The organism is Rhodanobacter thiooxydans, from assembly GCF_021545845.1.
In the GTDB taxonomy this organism is placed as follows: Bacteria; Pseudomonadota; Gammaproteobacteria; order Xanthomonadales; family Rhodanobacteraceae; genus Rhodanobacter.
Genome location: NZ_CP088924.1, coordinates 1 through 15,520 on the forward strand (window position 1 = coordinate 1; position 15,520 = coordinate 15,520).

At 66.6% G+C, this 15,520-nt stretch carries 15 protein-coding genes; 12 read left to right on the forward strand and 3 right to left on the reverse strand.

All coding sequences use genetic code 11. The features are described 5' to 3' along the window. The 7 genes from LRK53_RS18120 to LRK53_RS18150 all read left to right on the forward strand — a co-directional run bounded on the left by LRK53_RS18120 (position 1) and on the right by LRK53_RS18150 (position 5,423). On the forward strand, positions 1–642 hold the full coding sequence (locus LRK53_RS18120; RefSeq protein ID WP_235642777.1) for an energy transducer TonB: 642 nt from the start codon (positions 1–3) through the stop codon (positions 640–642). Between the two features lie 73 nt (positions 643–715). Further along, positions 716–1,069: a hypothetical protein gene (locus tag LRK53_RS18125; protein WP_235642778.1), complete on the forward strand. Its 354-nt coding sequence runs from the start codon at positions 716–718 to the stop codon at positions 1,067–1,069. Positions 1,070–1,170: 101 nt separating this feature from the next. Continuing rightward, positions 1,171–1,815, forward strand: coding sequence for a lytic transglycosylase domain-containing protein (locus LRK53_RS18130; RefSeq protein WP_235642779.1), 645 nt, complete (start codon positions 1,171–1,173; stop codon positions 1,813–1,815). A gap of 10 nt (positions 1,816–1,825) precedes the next feature. Next, positions 1,826–2,545: a hypothetical protein gene (locus tag LRK53_RS18135; RefSeq protein ID WP_235642780.1), complete on the forward strand. Its 720-nt coding sequence runs from the start codon at positions 1,826–1,828 to the stop codon at positions 2,543–2,545. 68 nt (positions 2,546–2,613) lie between these two features. Then, positions 2,614–2,928 (forward strand): HU family DNA-binding protein, encoded by a 315-nt coding sequence (locus tag LRK53_RS18140; RefSeq protein ID WP_235642781.1) that lies wholly within the window; start codon positions 2,614–2,616, stop codon positions 2,926–2,928. Between the two features lie 42 nt (positions 2,929–2,970). Continuing rightward, positions 2,971–4,749, forward strand: a complete 1,779-nt coding sequence (locus LRK53_RS18145) for a single-stranded-DNA-specific exonuclease RecJ (RefSeq protein ID WP_235642782.1) — start codon at positions 2,971–2,973, stop codon at positions 4,747–4,749. A gap of 14 nt (positions 4,750–4,763) precedes the next feature. Beyond that, positions 4,764–5,423 carry a DUF6694 family lipoprotein gene (locus LRK53_RS18150; RefSeq protein WP_235642783.1) on the forward strand — a complete coding sequence of 220 codons (660 nt, stop codon included), beginning with the start codon at positions 4,764–4,766 and terminating at the stop codon, positions 5,421–5,423. On the opposite strand, the gene LRK53_RS18155 is transcribed toward LRK53_RS18150, so the two are convergent. Beyond that, a complete protein-coding gene (locus LRK53_RS18155) occupies positions 5,420–6,601 on the reverse strand; it encodes a hypothetical protein (protein ID WP_235642784.1) in 1,182 nt (393 codons plus the stop codon). The genes LRK53_RS18150 and LRK53_RS18155 overlap by 4 nt on opposite strands. 156 nt (positions 6,602–6,757) lie before the next feature. Between LRK53_RS18155 and LRK53_RS18160 the strand changes: the two genes are divergently transcribed. Next, positions 6,758–7,480: a thermonuclease family protein gene (locus LRK53_RS18160; RefSeq protein ID WP_235642785.1), complete on the forward strand. Its 723-nt coding sequence runs from the start codon at positions 6,758–6,760 to the stop codon at positions 7,478–7,480. Between the two features lie 15 nt (positions 7,481–7,495). Here the strand turns inward: LRK53_RS18160 and LRK53_RS18165 are convergent, their stop codons facing one another. Both LRK53_RS18165 and LRK53_RS18170 read right to left on the reverse strand, forming a co-directional pair. After that, complete coding sequence (locus tag LRK53_RS18165; RefSeq protein ID WP_235642786.1) at positions 7,496–8,482, reverse strand: response regulator; 987 nt, start codon at positions 8,480–8,482, stop codon at positions 7,496–7,498. Further along, positions 8,472–9,839, reverse strand: a complete 1,368-nt coding sequence (locus tag LRK53_RS18170; protein WP_235642787.1) for a sensor histidine kinase — start codon at positions 9,837–9,839, stop codon at positions 8,472–8,474. The genes LRK53_RS18165 and LRK53_RS18170 overlap by 11 nt, the downstream gene beginning before the upstream one ends. 81 nt (positions 9,840–9,920) lie before the next feature. Here LRK53_RS18170 and LRK53_RS18175 point away from each other — a divergent pair, with 81 nt between their 5' ends. The 4 genes from LRK53_RS18175 to LRK53_RS18190 all read left to right on the forward strand — a co-directional run bounded on the left by LRK53_RS18175 (position 9,921) and on the right by LRK53_RS18190 (position 15,520). Continuing rightward, entirely contained in the window at positions 9,921–13,061 is a 3,141-nt protein-coding gene (locus LRK53_RS18175; RefSeq protein WP_235642788.1) for a DEAD/DEAH box helicase, read from the forward strand. Positions 13,062–13,349: 288 nt separating this feature from the next. Beyond that, entirely contained in the window at positions 13,350–14,474 is a 1,125-nt protein-coding gene (locus LRK53_RS18180; RefSeq protein WP_235642789.1) for a WGR domain-containing protein, read from the forward strand. A 75-nt stretch (positions 14,475–14,549) separates the two neighbouring features. Further along, the gene (locus LRK53_RS18185; protein WP_235642790.1) at positions 14,550–15,122 is read left to right on the forward strand and encodes a PRTRC system protein E; all 573 of its coding nucleotides are present in this window, start codon (positions 14,550–14,552) and stop codon (positions 15,120–15,122) included. Then, positions 15,119–15,520 (forward strand): PRTRC system protein C, encoded by a 402-nt coding sequence (locus LRK53_RS18190; protein ID WP_235642791.1) that lies wholly within the window; start codon positions 15,119–15,121, stop codon positions 15,518–15,520. Before LRK53_RS18185 ends, LRK53_RS18190 begins: the two co-directional genes overlap by 4 nt.

A 15,520-nucleotide genomic window follows, 5' to 3' on the forward strand; every position in this document is an offset into this window, starting at 1 on the left:
ATGAAACCCAGTCGTATCGCTGCCTGGACCATCGCCCTGCTGCTGCACGCGTGCCTGGTCATCTATGCCACTTTGCCGGTGCGTGCCGCGCCGCCGCGCGTCGAACCTCCGGCGGGGCGGCGGGATGTGTTGATCGTCTCGCTCGTGCGCCACAACCCCGCGCCAGCCATGGAGCACCGGGCGCGCGCTGAGCCGCCGTCGCGGGGGCCGGCACTTACGGCCGTGCGCATGCCCCGAACGAAGGTTGAGCCGCCGGTGCGGCCTCGAAGGGTGCGAGTGGCCGCCAGGCCGCAGGACCTGGTCAGCGCGCCGCTCAAGCGCCCGGATGTGCCGCCACGTGAGATCGCGACGTACCGCAACACCGAGATGCCCGAGTATCCGCTCAGCGCCTACGGCGAGGAGGGCGCCGAAGGCTGGGTGGTGCTCATCGTGCTTGTCGGGCCCGACGGGCTACCGGAGGGCATCAGCGTTTCGCGCAGCGTGGCCCCGCAGATCGACGAAGCGGCGATCGCGGCCGTGTCGCAATGGAAGTTCGAACCCGGCACCTTGCACGGCCAGCCGGTGCCTTCATGGATCTCCGTACCCATCGGATTCTTCCGCGGCCGCCTGTCTCACGGCTCGAACCGCAGTCGCGATTCCTGAGACAACCAGCACGATCTTTGTCCGCACAGGCCGGGTGATTTTCTGGGCGCGTCACCCACCCCTGGAGATCTGTGTGTCCACCAAGCGATTTGCCCCCTACAGCGCGCGCAACATCCGCTACATGGCGCGAGCCAAGCAGCCGGGCCTGGCCGCCGAGATCGTGCGAGACGGCCTCGTGGTCGCGCGCATCGTCATCCCGGACGATGAGCCTGGCGTCCAGCACGAATTCACCACGGTCGCAGCCCGCTACTACTTCGACCGGCACCTGGCCACCCTGCCGCCGGACTTCTTCGAGGAGTCGTTAATGGACGACGACACCGTGCGCGCCTGCTTCCTCATCGACCTGGTCGACGCGACGCTCGATGAGCGGATGGACGATCTGCGCCAGCGCTGGGTCTCGCCGAAGAATCGTGGCCGTCTCGGCTAGCGAAACGACGCCACGCGATGGCGGTCATTCGGACCGGGAATCATCGTCCAGCGACCTACAGTTGAGTCCTGCGACGACGTCATAACCAACAGGAGAGGGGGATGAGAGCAAATACGAAGCAACGCGCGGCGATGATGGCGTTCGGCGGCCTCGCCTTCAGCCTGGCGGCAGCGGTACAGGCCGATGGCAGCGCCATTCGCACGATTACCTTGGGTCGAGCGGTGTCGACGATCACCGGTGCAGCACCGGAGTTCGTGCGCGAACCGCAGGCCGCTCGCTCTGCACACGTTGCGCCGCCGGCGGTGAAGCACAGACCCAAGTCGCGCCAACACCGGTTTCCAGAGGACGATCCGGACGTGCGCGCCTGCGTCACCAAGGCCGCGGCCGTCTTCGACATCGACCCAATTCCGCTGTATCTCATCCTGGACGTCGAAGGGGGAACGGTCGGAGAGAACTCCAGGACCAACCGCAACGGCACGTACGACATCGGCAAAGCCCAGATCAACTCCAGCCATCTCGACCAGCTGGCCGCGCGGGGCATTTCGGAGGAGGTCCTGCGAGACGATCTTTGCGTCAACATCCTCGTGCAGGGGTGGCTCTTCAAGGATGGGCTGGTCCGGAGCAAGTCACTGGCCAAAGCCATCGGCCTCTACCATTCCCCTGACCCAGCACTGCAGCGCATCTACCTCGAGAAGATCGACCAGGCGATCGCGCGCCGCGTCGCGCGCCCCGCCGCCAATCCCTGAAGGACGAACCGTGTACCCCCACCACCAGATACTGGCCCACCTGCGGGTCATTCACACCAACATCCCCCGGCTGCTTTCCGTCACCACCGACATCACCGGCGACATCACGCATCGTTCCCAGAACACGCTGGTGCTCCAGCGCACGTCGGGCAACAAGACCACGCGCGTGGATCTAACCCCCCACGTGCTGCACGAGGACCGCGCGATCGACCGCCTGGCGAAGGAGACCTCGCTCTCACCCAGTGTGGCCAAGGAGGTCTACTGGGCCGGCCGCGAGCTCTTCAAGCTGAACCCGCGTGGCTCCTGGTGCACGGCACAGGGCGCAGCGTCGCGGGGCGACGACGTGGCACCGGTGGGCGAGGCGCGCGAATCCGTTCATGCCATGGTCGCCGATGCGCTCGATCGACTCGATGAGCTGTTGCCCAAGGTGGACACGATCTACGTGGACACGGGGAGCAAGAACGGATCGGACGGGCGCGTTCGCACCTGGTTATGGCTGCGCTTCGATCGCGACGGGCAAGAAGTTGCCGCGATCAACAACGCGGCGATCGCGACGCATGTGGCCGACGGTCTTCGCCCTCGTCCCAGTGAGTACCTCCAGGCCAACCAGCTCCGCCTCGCCGCCTGGGCAAAGCAACTGGGACTGGCCGTAGACGACGCACCCGAAGCGTTGCACCTGGCCAGCTTTGTTGCCGCGCAGCTGGGCTACGACACGATCCCGCTGCGCTAGCGCGCCCGGGATATTCCACCGCATGCACAAAGGGACCGCAGGAGGCGGTCCCGCTCGAGATACATCACGTGACCAAGACCGAACTTGCCCAGCGATTAGAGATGGAAGTGGGCATCAGCCACGCCGCGGCGCTAGCCGTCATCAACAGCCTCGCCAAGATCGTCGCGACGCATGTGGCCCAGGGCGGCACCGTGCAGGTGACGGGATTCGGCCGCTTTCTCTCCAAGGACTGGCCGGGGCGCCAGGGAAAGAGCCCGCACACCGGCAAGCCCGTGTGGCTGCCAAGCACCCGGATTCCGGTGTTTAAGCCCAGCGCTGGCTTCAAGGCCGCCGTCCGCGATGCACGCTCCTTCAAGGAGGACGAGGCATTTGCGGAGATCTGACCGATCTTTGAAGCCTCCCTCCAGACCGCGATGCTTGAGGTCATGACACAGACCACGCCCATGCTCCCGACGACGCGCGATCGACCCATCGACCCCGCCGTGCTCACCCGAGCCCGGTCCGAAGGTTTCACCGAGCTGCAGGCGCGCGTCATCGCCGCTCGCGTTCCCGCGAGCACCTCGTCGTTGCGAGATCACATCGCGCCCAGCGCGCGGCTGCTCGACAGCCCGGAGCTCCTTCCGGACATCGACGTGGCGGCCGGCGCACTTGCCGATGCGGTTATGGATCCGTCCATGCACTTGGCTGGGGTCTTCGATCATGACGCGGACGGAGCGAATGCCGGCGCGGTGTTCCTGTTGGCACTGACAGAGTACTTCGGGGTCCCCAGGGATCGCATCGTGTTGCTGCAGAGCCATCGCCAGCGCGAGGGCTATGGCGTATCGGACGCGTTTGTCGAGCGGATCATCAACGACTTGCCCCGTCCCTGCCTCATTGCCACCGGCGACCAGGGCAGCAGTGATGAGCCCAGGCTCGCACGCCTCAAGGCAGCGGGCTTCTGCACGGTGGTCACCGATCACCATGGCGTCGAGGGCAAGGGGCCGCCCTCAGCCCTCGCGTGCGTGAATCCAGCGCGCGAAGACTCGCGCTTCCCCGACCCGTTGATTGCCGGCGTCCACGTGATGTGGCTGACGATGTGCGCGGTCCGGCAGCAGCTCATCCGCCGCGGGCACCTGCCGGAGGATGCCCCGACGCTCGCGCCCCTGCTGGCTTGGAGCGCGGTCGGCACGACGGCTGACGCCGTGTCCCTCGCGCGATCGCGCAACAACCGCGCGGTGATCCGCTACGGCCTGCGCCTGATCAACAACTCCAAACGTGCGCCGTGGCAGGCCATGCGCAAAGTGATGAAATTGGAGAGCTACTTCTCCACCAAGGACATCTCCCACGGCGTGGGGCCGCGGATCAATGCCCGGGGGCGCATGGCCGATCCGCTGGCATCCCTGCAGTTCCTCACCACGACCGATGAGGACCAGGCCGACTACCTGGCGGCGCTGCTCGACAGCGAGAACGAAGCACGAAAGGTGGTTGAGCGGACCATGACCGCCGTGGCGATGGATATCGCCAGCGTGCAGGCGCAGGCCGGCATGCCCGCTGTGGTGGTTCATCTTCCCGACGGCCACAGCGGCGTGCATGGAATCACCGCCTCACGCATCGTGGAGGCCTTTGGCCGGCCCACGTGCTGCCTGTCGCCTAAGCAGGGTCACCCCGGCATCCTGACCGGCTCGCTCCGCACCGTTCCCGGCGTGCACGTTCGCAAAGCGCTTGCCGCCGTGGCCACCGCGAATCCCGGGCTCCTGCTCTCGTACGGCGGGCATGCCGGCGCGGGTGGCACGGCATTGGCTGAGGCGGACCTCGTGCGATTCCAAGACGCCTTCTGCGAGGCAGTGGCTGCCCAGATCGATCCGTCGCGCCTGATGCCGATCACGTGGTCTGACGGGCCGCTGGGGCGCGCGCCGGACATGTCCGTGATCGAGGAGCTCGATGCGCTCGAGCCGTACGGTCGCGAGTTCGAGCCCGCGGCCTTCACAGACCGCTTCGTAGTGGAGCAGGTCAAGCCGGTGGGCGACGGGAGCCATCTGAAACTGCAGCTGCGCAGCAACTACGGCAGTCACTCCGCCATCTGGTTCCGCGCCATGACGCCAGGGGGGCGGGTCCCGGCAGGCGTCGGCCAAGAGGTGCTGGCCACCTACCAGCTGGCTGCAAACCATTTTCGAGGGCGCACGACCGTGGACATTCAGGTCCAGGCGGCGCAGGTCATTCAGTGAAGAGGAGCTACAGGATGGACTCACAGGAATCGAAGGCACCGGCGCTCGTCGTCGGGCTGGTCGTCGCAGCCATCGTCGTGACCGCGCTGGTCGTGCGGCACAACCGCCAGACCGAGCAGGGCGCTCGTGAGGTCGGCGCCGCCATCGCCCAGGAGCGGCCCATTCCGGCTTCGCCATGGCAAGGGGAGATCGGATCAGGTGGCGCCGAGAGTGGGCTCGCGTTCGTGTCTGAGGCGACGATGGGTCGCAGCGCCGACGACATCGCCGCCTCCGCGGACTCCACGCGCGGCCAGGTGGCCGAGGTGACTGACGCGTCCACGGCGCGGGTGGCCGATGCCATGCACACGATGCGGATCGACGGGTCGTCGCTGGACACGATGGTGGACTCGATCAATGCGATCACCGCCAGCCTGCCCGATGAAGAAGCCAGGGCCTTCCAGAAGGCAGTACGTGTCCTGATGGTGGCCAGCCTGCCGATCGCGCAGCTGCGCGCGCAGAAGGTCGCGATCGACAAGCTGCCGCCAGAGCAGCTGATCGGAGGTGCGCAGAAGGTCCTCAGCGGACGCACCCCACTGGAGGTCCTTCAGATGGCGCAGGCCCGCATCAATGCAGAGCTCGTCAAGCGCGCCAAAGGCTACGGGCCGGAGCAGAGCCCGGCCGTTCCCGGTGTCTAGGTAGACCTGGTCTGCGGACCGAGCGTGGCGTGATCGCCCGCGTCGCCGTCGTGCTGCAAGGAAGGCGGGCACGTCGCCACGTTGGCGAGTGCCTCACTCGCCCCCTTGCCGGGCAGCCCGTGTCCGAAGATGGTCGCAACCGATGTGCCCTCGGGCACGATGGCCAAGACCGGCAGGCCGTGCGGTACCGGACGCGTTATGGCCATCGCCGAGGTGCCTTGTGCGGACACGCCGGCGAAGGCCATCAGCGCGAGGTTGTAGCCGTGCATGGCCGTGGCCACCACCGTGCGAGACTCATCCACCACCGCTAGTGTGGACGCCAGCCATTCGGCCTCGTCCGCGTCCAGCGCGGCGGCCTGGCTCTCATCCATCGCGCGACCGACCAGTCGAGCCACGAGCTGCAGTGCGGCCACATGTTGCGCACGGCAGGTCAGCGCTCCCTCCGCGATGACACGTGCCATCTGATCGACCGGGGTGATCTCGCGCGTGCGCTGCTCCCATTCGCGGAACTCGTCCTCACAGATCGCATCACCGGATAGCTTGGCTGCCTTCCTGTAGAAGCCGACCAGGTGGGCGAGGCGACGCCAGGCGATGGATGAGGCCGCGTCGCGTACGTGCGTATCCAAGTCGTGACCCATCACGCGGAAAACCTCGTCGAGCGCGGACATGGCCGCGTGGCGCGGATCCGTGATTCGGATTGTGTGGACCCCGGCCGGCAGTGAAGCGACGTTGACTTGGCGAAAGGGGACCGTCGGTATGAACGTCGTCTCGTGACTTGCGACGGCCAGCGTCAGCCCCGGCGGCCACTCAGACGGTTCACGCGGGGCGGCCGACTCCCAAATGGCCACGGGCAGTCCGTTGTCGTCGATCGCGATGGTGTTCGGTGGTCCCATGGCGTCCATGGCGTCGTACTCAGCCGTGGTGACGCAGGCACGCGACAGGAACACCTTCCACTGCTCATCGGCGGCGGTCAGCAGCGCATCGATCTCTCCGGACAACCGTCGGGTCAGATCCGAGCCGGCGTCGCAGGCGGTCAGGATCTCCCCGAGCTTGACGGCGTGGGCCAGATGAGCGGCGGTCAATGCGAGGGCGTAGGACTCGGCCGGGTTTGGCACCGGGAGGCGCATCTCGAACGGCTGATTGGCCTGCTTGGAGCGTAAGCGGTTGGATCGTGACATGCGCATCGGCTCTCGGTGGCGTCCGTCAGTAGTGGACACAGAATGACTCGGGCACCGGCCCCTGTGGCCAGAAAAGGTCGAGGTCATTTCAGCAGGTTTTGCAGATTCCTGCGGAGTCTCCATGCGTAACCTTTCAGCACACCACCGGAGATACGCATGGCCAAAGCCACCAAACCTCAAAACCGCGGCCTCTTCCTGGCCGCCCTCCTGGCCAGCGGGGCCGTCTTCGCCTTCATCGCCTATCAGCGCTGGGGCGGCCACACGGCTCCCACCGACACCGGCGACGCGGGGGTGACGGCGGCCGATGAGCGGCTGCTCGATCGATTCGAGGGGACCAACGCGGCCGGGCGCGCATTCGACCGCGTCACCGAACCGGACCAAGCCCCTGCGCGTTCGGCACCGATCGCGCCGGCCCGCCGGGCGACCCCGGAGGAGATCACCAACGAACGCACCCGCGCTAATGCCGCGCGCGGCGCCATCGTCGGCCAGCCCGCGGTCGTCTCAGCCAACAGCTTCATGCTCAACGGGCGCCAGGTCGTTCTCTGGGGCATCGCGGTGCCAGACGCGCGGGTGCCGTGCCGAACGGGCTCGGTCGACTGGTACTGCGGTGAGCAGAGCCTGATAGCGCTCCGCCGCGCGCTCGGCCGCTACGAGGTGGCGTGCTTCGACAAGGGGACCGACCCGCAGGGCCGGATGGTCGGCAAGTGCTTCGTGGGTTTGTTCGACATCAGCGCGGTGCTGGTGCGCGACGGATGGGCGATCGCCGATACCCCGATCACCCGCGACTACAGCGCTGAGGAGTCGGATGCGAAGTTCAAGAAGAAGGGCATCTGGACGGGCACCTTCGAGCGGCGAACGTTTGTCGGCGCCGGCGGCTGACCGCCAGCGTCTGGCTTATACGGCCTCGTGCTGGTCCAGCCACTCGTCGTACGAGGTCACCTGGTCCAGCTTGAAGCGCGCGAGGTCCTCCAGCACGCCCACCAAGTAGGTGCCCTCGGCCGTGCGCAGCGGCTCGACCGGGACGAGGTCATAGTTGGCTTGGCCCGCGACGAACTCGCTGGCACCCTCGTGGAAGACTGGTGCCCACTCCTCCGACTCCATCCGGGCCAGGTCGTCGCGCGGCACTCCCGCCATCTCCGCGGCCTGGATCAGGTTGAGCATCGCCGCGGGAGTGGAGATCACGAGGAACGCACCCTCGGCCTGCGCACTGAGAAAGAGAATGCCGTTAGGCGCGCCGTGCACGTACATCTCGCACGGCTCCCACGGCAGCAGGCCGATCAGCGCCTCGAAGGCCTCCGCATCCCAGAGGAACCCGAAGTCGTCACGCGACAAAGACTGCGCCACGGACGCGAAGGTCCGGCTGAAGTATCGCCATTGGAGCTGGTCGATGATCGCCGCGAGATCAGCGATGGCGGTGGTCGAGGACTTCTCGACGTAATGGTCGATCAGGCCCTGGTTGAAACCGCGGATGACGGTTTCCTTGTTGGCCTGGCCCGTGAGCAGAACCCGTCCAACGTGCCGTTCGGCGCAGGAGGCAAGCACCTCGAGGCCGTTCATTTCCGGCATCGCGTAATCGGCCACGACCACCGACGGCATGTTGAACCGACGGGGGTCGTACATGATGTGGTGGATCATCGGCACGTCCAGGACCAGTTCGGCCTCGTTGCCCTTGGCGCGGCGCCGCACCAACGAGCTGAGGATTCCCGGGCGGCCTTCCACGGACGCGATCTGGTCCAGTGCCTCGTTCGCTGAGGAAAAGCTCTCCAACGTGACATCGAGATGCGGTCGCATCACCTTGAGGTAGGTCTCGTTGTCGTCGATATGCAGGACGCGCGTGGGAAAGTAGAACGGCGGGACCGTGTCTGGGATGTTACGCAGCACTGGGTGCGTCCTCTGCAAGGATGGGAAAGGTGATGACGAAACGGGTAAAGATCCCTTCGGTGGAGCTGCAGGTGATCGTCCCGCTCATCTTTCGCACGACATCTTGGCAGTACGCCAGTCCGATGCCCAGCGCGGTCTCCGGGCGGTCTTTACCGGACACGTAGCGCTCGAACACGCGCGGCAACGTGCTCGGCGCAATGCCCGTCCCGGTATCGAATACCGTGATGCGGCCGCGGCCACCCTCAACGCGATCGACCTGCACGTGGATCATGGCCTCGCTCTTCTTGGCCGTGTAGTGGATCGCGTTCTTCAGCAGATTGAAGATGACGTTGGTAAGAGCCGGTGCCCAGCCGAAGAAGCAGAAGTTGTCCTTGATCGCAACGTGAACGCGGCCGCGCTCAGCACTGGACCCGTATGGGTAGCGCGCAGCCGCCGCCGACACAGTGGCGCCGGCGTCGACACGACCCATCGCTTGCTGGCTTGTGGCCTGCGCCGCCGCGAGGAGCATTTCGATGGTCACCTGGGCGTGCTCGGCCTCCGACGACACGGTGTCGGCGAGCTCGCGCACGACCGCCAGCGATCGGGCGCGCATGCGTGGCCTGATGAGTCCGGCGGCGATCGCCGCATCGTAGCCGGCAATCAATTCCGGGAAGTGGCGATCCAGGCCGAGTGCGGCCAGACGGATCGAGGCAAGCGGCGTGCGCAGCTCGTGCGAGATCGTGGCGGTGACCGACTGTAGGCTGTGCGTCCGCACGCGCCAGGCGATCGCGCGGCTGAGGTCGCAGATCACGGCGCCCGCGCCGGCAAATAGCCACACGGCGACTACCGGACCGAGCGTGCGGTAATGGATCTCTGCGTGATGGAACACATTGTCGAGAATCACACCGAGTCCGCACCCGACGAACACCGACAGCAAGCCGGCGCGCGCATCGAACAGCATGAAGACCAGCATGATCGCGGCGACTTGATAGGCGAGCCACGCGGCGGAGATGCCGTTCATCAGCAGCATGTAGGTGCTGAAGAGGGGCAGGGTGGCCGTGATGTAGAGCAGCCAGTAGATCGGAAGATGTCGGCGCCACTTGGGCGGTATCACGGGCTCCAGAACGATCGGCAGGCCGAGGAGCACGATCACCAGCCGTAGCCACAGGTTCTCGTGCGGCTGGGGGAAGAGGATGCCGAAGACGACATAGAAAAGGGGCTGCGCCACCACGGCCAAGGCGCCAAGCAGCGCCATCCGATTTTCCGCGACCTGCGCACCCTCGACCACGGAGGTCCGCAGGCGTGAGAGGTTCGCTCGGAGGTTGGCGCGAAGGTGGGTGCGGAGCCGTTGGGCGGGGGTGCGCTTGGACATATTCATGGAGTGAGGATCGCCCCCCATGATACCGCCACAAAAATGTGGCCGACTTTGGCGCCGTGCGTGAGCTGGCAACGTGTCGGCATGACCTCGATCAACGCAACCGCCCGCGACTGGCACGCCCCGCTACGCGATCTGCGCAGCCTTGGCTCCCGCACAGCACGCCCCGGCTCATTGGCCGGACTGCACGCCGCCCGTCAGATCCACCTGTCGCAGTTCTTCACCCCCGAGCCTGTGGCTGCGCTGATGTGGCGCATCGCGCAGCCGGCGATGACAGCCGCGCTGGCCAGGCATCCCGGTGCACAGGTGTCGATCCTGGACAATAGCGTCGGTACCGGCAGTCTCCTTCGATTCGCTGATCCGGCGCTTCATGTCCTGGGCGGCGCCGACATTCACGAGCCCAGCGTCACCGCGCTGATGTCCGTCGCGGAGGAGGCGGGGTTCATTCTGACGATGGAGGCCCTCGCGCTGCCGGAGCAGCGTGCGAAGGGTTGGGGCGTGGGCCTCATCAATCCGCCGTTCTCCATTCACCTCGAATCGCCGCTCCTCCAGGTCGGTTCCGCGACGACGATGGGCAAGTTCGGCGAGCACACGTCGGCAATGAGTCATGTCTATGCCCTCGAGCGCTCGCTCGCGGCTTGCGCCATCGTGGTCGCCCTTCTGCCCACCAGCTTCGCCTGCACCCTGGCCGGATCGGATCTCGATCAGGGGCGACTGCGCGCGGTGCTGCGCCTGCCGGCGGGTTCTTTCCGCGAAGAAGGAACGGACGTGGACGTCAGCGTAGCCGTGTTCGGCGCTTGCCACCCCGCGCCGCCCATCGTTCGCACACTGTCGACACTGGACGAAGCGCTGCCGAGGTTGGCGCTGGAGTGCCCCAACACGGCCGAGGCACGGGCGACACTGACGCCGGCCACCATCACGGCATCGGTGCCGGCGGTGACTCTCCCGGTCACCGGTGATGCGCGCGTGCGGATCTCCCACAGTGGGCGCAAGGTCCACCTGGGCTTTGCTTGCGGCTTTACCCAAGCCCGAGTGATGAATGCCGTGTTGCGAGCCAAGCTGCCGCGGCGGCTGCCGGAGGAGGGCCGCTACCCGGCCGGTGTGCGCTTCAGAGGGCAGGGGCAGGTCGACCTTGAGGTCTACCTCGCCCAGCGCGAACCGCTCGCGACCTGGCAGCAGTTCATCGAGACGGTCCGGGCCGCTGGCGGCGATCCGCGGCCTGACCCCGGCATTGTCGGTTACCTGAGCCGGCGCATCCGCCGCGACACGCGCGCGCGGACGCCGCTCGGGCGCATGGCTTTGATCGAGGGGATGCCCCAGCAGGGGACGTTGCGCGCCACCGCACGCAAGGCGCTGCAGTGCGACCCGATGACATGGGGCTCGGGCATGTTCCTCCAGGGCCAGGAGGTCGAGTTCACCACCGAGGGGGGCACGTACAGGACCACGCATCCCGTGACCGGTGAGGATTTGGTGCTCGATGCGCCCGGCTTCGCCGCGGCGTTCCAGTGCGAGCAGGCCGCCAAGGGGTCAGGGTGGGTGGAGATCCATCCGAGCCGGGAAAAGGTGTTTCCGGTGCAAGCCCTGGCGGCACGCGCGCGCTTGGCGGCGACGGGCGCCGATCGCGTGGCCTCCTGGTCCTACCAGCTGGCCGACGTGGTCGAGCTGCGTCTCGCACGCCGGGGCGTGGTGGGCTTTGAGATGGCGCTCGGCAAGACGCGCACCGCGATCGCGCTCTGCCTGGCCGGCGGTCGGCACAACCTCATCTGCGTCGAGGCGCATCTGGTGGGTGAATTACTGACTGAGCTGGCCGAAGTCGGTGTCCCCAAGGACGACTACCAGGTCATTCTGTCCCCAGACGACTGCAGTGAGCTACGCCGGATCAACGTGATCGCCTACAGCCGCCTGCGCATGCCGATCAACCGAGCGCACCCGCGCCGCACCTACGCCAGCCTTCTGCGCCGGCGCATCGCCACGATGGTGTGTGACGAGGCGCACCTGCTGCGAAATCCCGACTCGGCGCAAACGCGCGCCGTGTATGCCGTCAGCCCGCGCCGACGGTACGGCATGACGGGGACGCCCTGCGCGAACCTCCCTCGAGACCTGCTCCCGTTGCTCGAGTGGGCGGGCGGTGACGGCACCGCCGTGCAGCCCTATGGCCGCTTTCATCCCTACTTGGACCCGGTCTTGCTGGCGAGCATGCTACCGGCGCGCCGCGGCGTGGACGTGTTCCGGGAACGCCACGTGGTCACCGAGTGGGTCACCAACGAGTTTGCCGAGGATCTGCGATCTGGCGCCAAGCGCGAGGTGCCCAAGGTCGAGGGCCTCGCTCAATTGCGCGCGTGGGTCGCACCCTTCATCAAGCGTCGGGTAGCTCAAGAGCCGGAGGTCGCCAAGTACGTGCGCACGCCGCCGCATGAGGTCGTCCATCACGTGGTGCCGTGGGACGCGGCGCACCTCTCTTACTGGCTCACGGTGGCCGACGAGTTCACGAACTGGTATCACCACGCACGTGCGCAAGCGTCTCACCAGGGCAAGCAGCTCAACCTCATTGCGTTGCTGGCGCGCATCGGCGCGCTTTTGATGGCGGGAAATTACCCTCAAAAAGGCGTCGATGGCTTTGGGGTGTACGGGCGCCTGACCAGCAAGCAGCGCTATGCCATCAAGCGGGCTGTCCACCACGTCCGCGACGGGCACAAGACCATCGTCTACGTGGAGAACCCGGGCCTAGCCAACCTGCTCGCCAAGGAGATCAGCGCCGCCGGCGTGCCGGCGATGCCGTTCCACGGACAGATGACCATTGCCGAGCGCAATCGCGCCCTGGCCGATGACTTCCGGCGCGGCGACATCGCGTGCATGGTGGCCACGGTGGGCGTCGTCCAGACCGGACTCAACATCCCCGAGGCCTCACGCGGGATCTTCGCCGCCCGATCGTGGACCACCAAGACCGAGCAGCAGGCGCGCTATCGCATGCTGCGCCCCCAGCAGACGCGGCGAGCGGTATTCGAGACCCTCGAATTGCCCGGAAGCCTGGACACCTATCAGGCGATGATGCTCGATTTCAAAGCGGACGCGACCGCGGCGGCGGTGGATTTCCTGATGCCGAAAAAGGGGCACGAGGAGTTCGCGCACCTTGACACGATCATTGAGCGTTTCGTCCGAGGCCTCTCGGACATGCACGGCCAGAAGGTCCACGAATTCAGAACGGAGTTGAAGAATGCAGCATGAAACCGTCGGTTCGGTTCGGATTGGTTCCGAGTGGGTGTCCATCAAGCGACGCGGGACGTCCGCTGTGGACACGGCCCGAATCTTGGGCCGTGCGGGGGAGGGCGACGATGAGGTGATCTACCTTGACCGCATCTTGCACCGCCACGACGGGGAGGCCTACGCCGAGGGCTGGCGCGCATGCGGAGCCATGGTGACCCAGCTATTTCGCGCCCGATAAAACCTGCCGCAAGTTTGAATCGCACGGATCGGTGAGACGGTGGAACTGTCTCCACCACGAGGGTCCGCGCCATGTCCAACGCCACCGATCTGATTCGCCTCGAATGCTACAAGGGCGGCAGCCAGAAGTTCTACGAGATCATCCTTGAGCAGTCCGGCCAGGCGGACGACTACAAGGTCATCACGCGCTACGGCCGCATCGGCACGTCGGGCAACGCCACCGCGAAGTTCGAGAACCTAACGCGGTTTCAGGCTGAGCGCGAACGCGACAAGCTGGTGCGCGAAAAGGAGCGCAAGGGATACGAGGTCATCCGCCGCACTGGCGCGGTGGGCCAGACGCCGAGCGCCGCGCCCAGCGTGTCGGCAGGGCCTGTCCGGCCGACCAGCCCACGAGTGGACGTTGACCTTCAGCTCGCCGCCGCCTCGGCGCTGGACGCTGATGCGCTGATCGAGGCGCGTGGCTACCTGATGCAGGAAAAGCACGATGGTGTCCGTGCAGTGCTCTCGGTCATGTGTGGCGCGCCGATGCTGACCAACAAGCGCGGTCGCGTGCTCGATGTGCCGGCGAGCGTGGCGGAGTTCGCGGCAGTGGTGCTGCCCGATGCTGGCGAGACGATTCTCGACGCGGAGCTGGTCGGCGATCGGCTCTACGTGTTCGACATCCTGATGCTTCGGGGTGAGGACATGCGCGCCGAGGGCTTCCGTCGTCGCTACGCGACCTTGGAAGGGCTGCTCCTGCCGCACGCCGAGCTGGTATCGCTCAGCCCGGCCTACTCCTTCCCCACCTCCAAGCGCGCCAATTACGACGCGTTGCTCGCAGCCGGCGCGGAGGGCGTCGTGTTCAAAAGCGGGTCCGCACCCTATACCCCGGGGCGCAGCGCCGCGACCGGCGATTGCCTGAAGGTCAAGTTCGTGGAGTCCGCCACGGTGCGCGTGAAGGCGCACCACGCCACCAAGCGCAGCGTCTCCATCGAAATGCTCGACGGCGATGCGTGGGTGGACGTTGGCAACGTGGCCATCCCCGTCAACCACGCGATGCCGCCGATCGGGTGCCACGCCGAGATTTTGTACCTCTACGCGTACCGCGGGGGATCGCTGTATCAGCCGGTCTACAAGGGCCAGCGCGACGACGTGTCCGATGCGGACTGCGCCATCGGCCAGTTGAAGTTCAAAGCCGAGGCCCGGCTCGCTGCCTGAGCGATCACTTTGGAGCGCAACTTTCGCGCGGCGCAGGTCGCGCTCCAATGGCTACACCTTCCACGGAGAACCTTCATGTCCTTCTTGAATGCCCTCAAGCCACTGCTGCGCGGCCAGTCAGCGGTGACGCTGCGCCTCTCGCCCCATGCCGATGGCGGCTTCCGGCTGCTGGTGACGCCGGCACTGCAAGGCATCGACGCCGACACGTCCGATGTGGAGTTGGCGCACCTACAGGCGCTGCTCGCCGCGCCGTTCGCGCTCTCGTTCCCCGCCGACGCCGACCTCGATCAGTCGTTCGCTGAGGCGGTCGCGCAATTCCACGCCCTGCGCGAGCCCAAGCTCAACGAACTGGACGCGCTGCGCGCCCGGATGGAAGCGGCAGCCGCCGATGCCAAGAAGCGGGCCGAGGACGCCAAGGCCGAAGCGAAGGCCAAGGCCACCAAGGGCAAGCCGGCGCCGGCGAAACCGGCCGCGAAGCCGCAGCCGGCACCCCCGCCCACGGGCGACATGTTCGCAGCCGCGAGCGGTGAAGCGCCGCCGCAGGATACGGCGCAGGACGCGCAGGAACCGACCGCGTCGCAGGACGAGGAGAGTGCAGGGGACGAAGTCCACGCCGACCAGTCGGCAGCCGAGGAGGGTCAGGCATGAGCGAGAGCAACGTAATCACGCGCTTGCAGCGTCGGTTCCGCTTCGGTGCCACCGTGTTGGAGGACATTGACCCCAATCTGTCACCGGCCGAAGTGTTGGCGCTGTACGTGCCCAGCTACGCCTTCCTCGCACAGGCGACGGTCGGCGAGCCGTCCAATGAGGGCGATTACCTAGTCTATCCGATCCTCAAGCCCGCCGTCCACACGAAGGGCGCGCGCAGGCGGTCGCGGGCCAAGAACGCCGCCGCCGATGCCGCCATCGAGGGCATCCGTCGGTGGGCAGGGAAAAACGAGGACGTGTCCAAGGAGGAGCGTTGGAAAGCCGTGTTCGACGTGACGCGGGGCGCCGCCACGCGCGCGCCGGCTGCGGTTGACGCCGCCTTCCTGCCGCTGGTCTGA

Bases quoted from the DNA above. Each gene is read 5' to 3' on its own strand.
- LRK53_RS18120 (WP_235642777.1), top strand. From the start codon at position 1: ATGAAACCCAGTCGTATCGCTGCCTGGACCATCGCCCTGCTGCTGCAC.
- LRK53_RS18130 (WP_235642779.1), top strand. From the start codon at position 1,171: ATGAGAGCAAATACGAAGCAACGCGCGGCGATGATGGCGTTCGGCGGC.
- LRK53_RS18145 (WP_235642782.1), top strand. From the start codon at position 2,971: ATGACACAGACCACGCCCATGCTCCCGACGACGCGCGATCGACCCATC.
- LRK53_RS18150 (WP_235642783.1), top strand. From the start codon at position 4,764: ATGGACTCACAGGAATCGAAGGCACCGGCGCTCGTCGTCGGGCTGGTC.
- LRK53_RS18155 (WP_235642784.1), bottom strand. From the start codon at position 6,601: ATGTCACGATCCAACCGCTTACGCTCCAAGCAGGCCAATCAGCCGTTC.
- LRK53_RS18160 (WP_235642785.1), top strand. From the start codon at position 6,758: ATGGCCAAAGCCACCAAACCTCAAAACCGCGGCCTCTTCCTGGCCGCC.
- LRK53_RS18170 (WP_235642787.1), bottom strand. From the start codon at position 9,839: ATGAATATGTCCAAGCGCACCCCCGCCCAACGGCTCCGCACCCACCTT.
- LRK53_RS18175 (WP_235642788.1), top strand. From the start codon at position 9,921: ATGACCTCGATCAACGCAACCGCCCGCGACTGGCACGCCCCGCTACGC.
- LRK53_RS18180 (WP_235642789.1), top strand. From the start codon at position 13,350: ATGTCCAACGCCACCGATCTGATTCGCCTCGAATGCTACAAGGGCGGC.
- LRK53_RS18185 (WP_235642790.1), top strand. From the start codon at position 14,550: ATGTCCTTCTTGAATGCCCTCAAGCCACTGCTGCGCGGCCAGTCAGCG.
- LRK53_RS18190 (WP_235642791.1), top strand. From the start codon at position 15,119: ATGAGCGAGAGCAACGTAATCACGCGCTTGCAGCGTCGGTTCCGCTTC.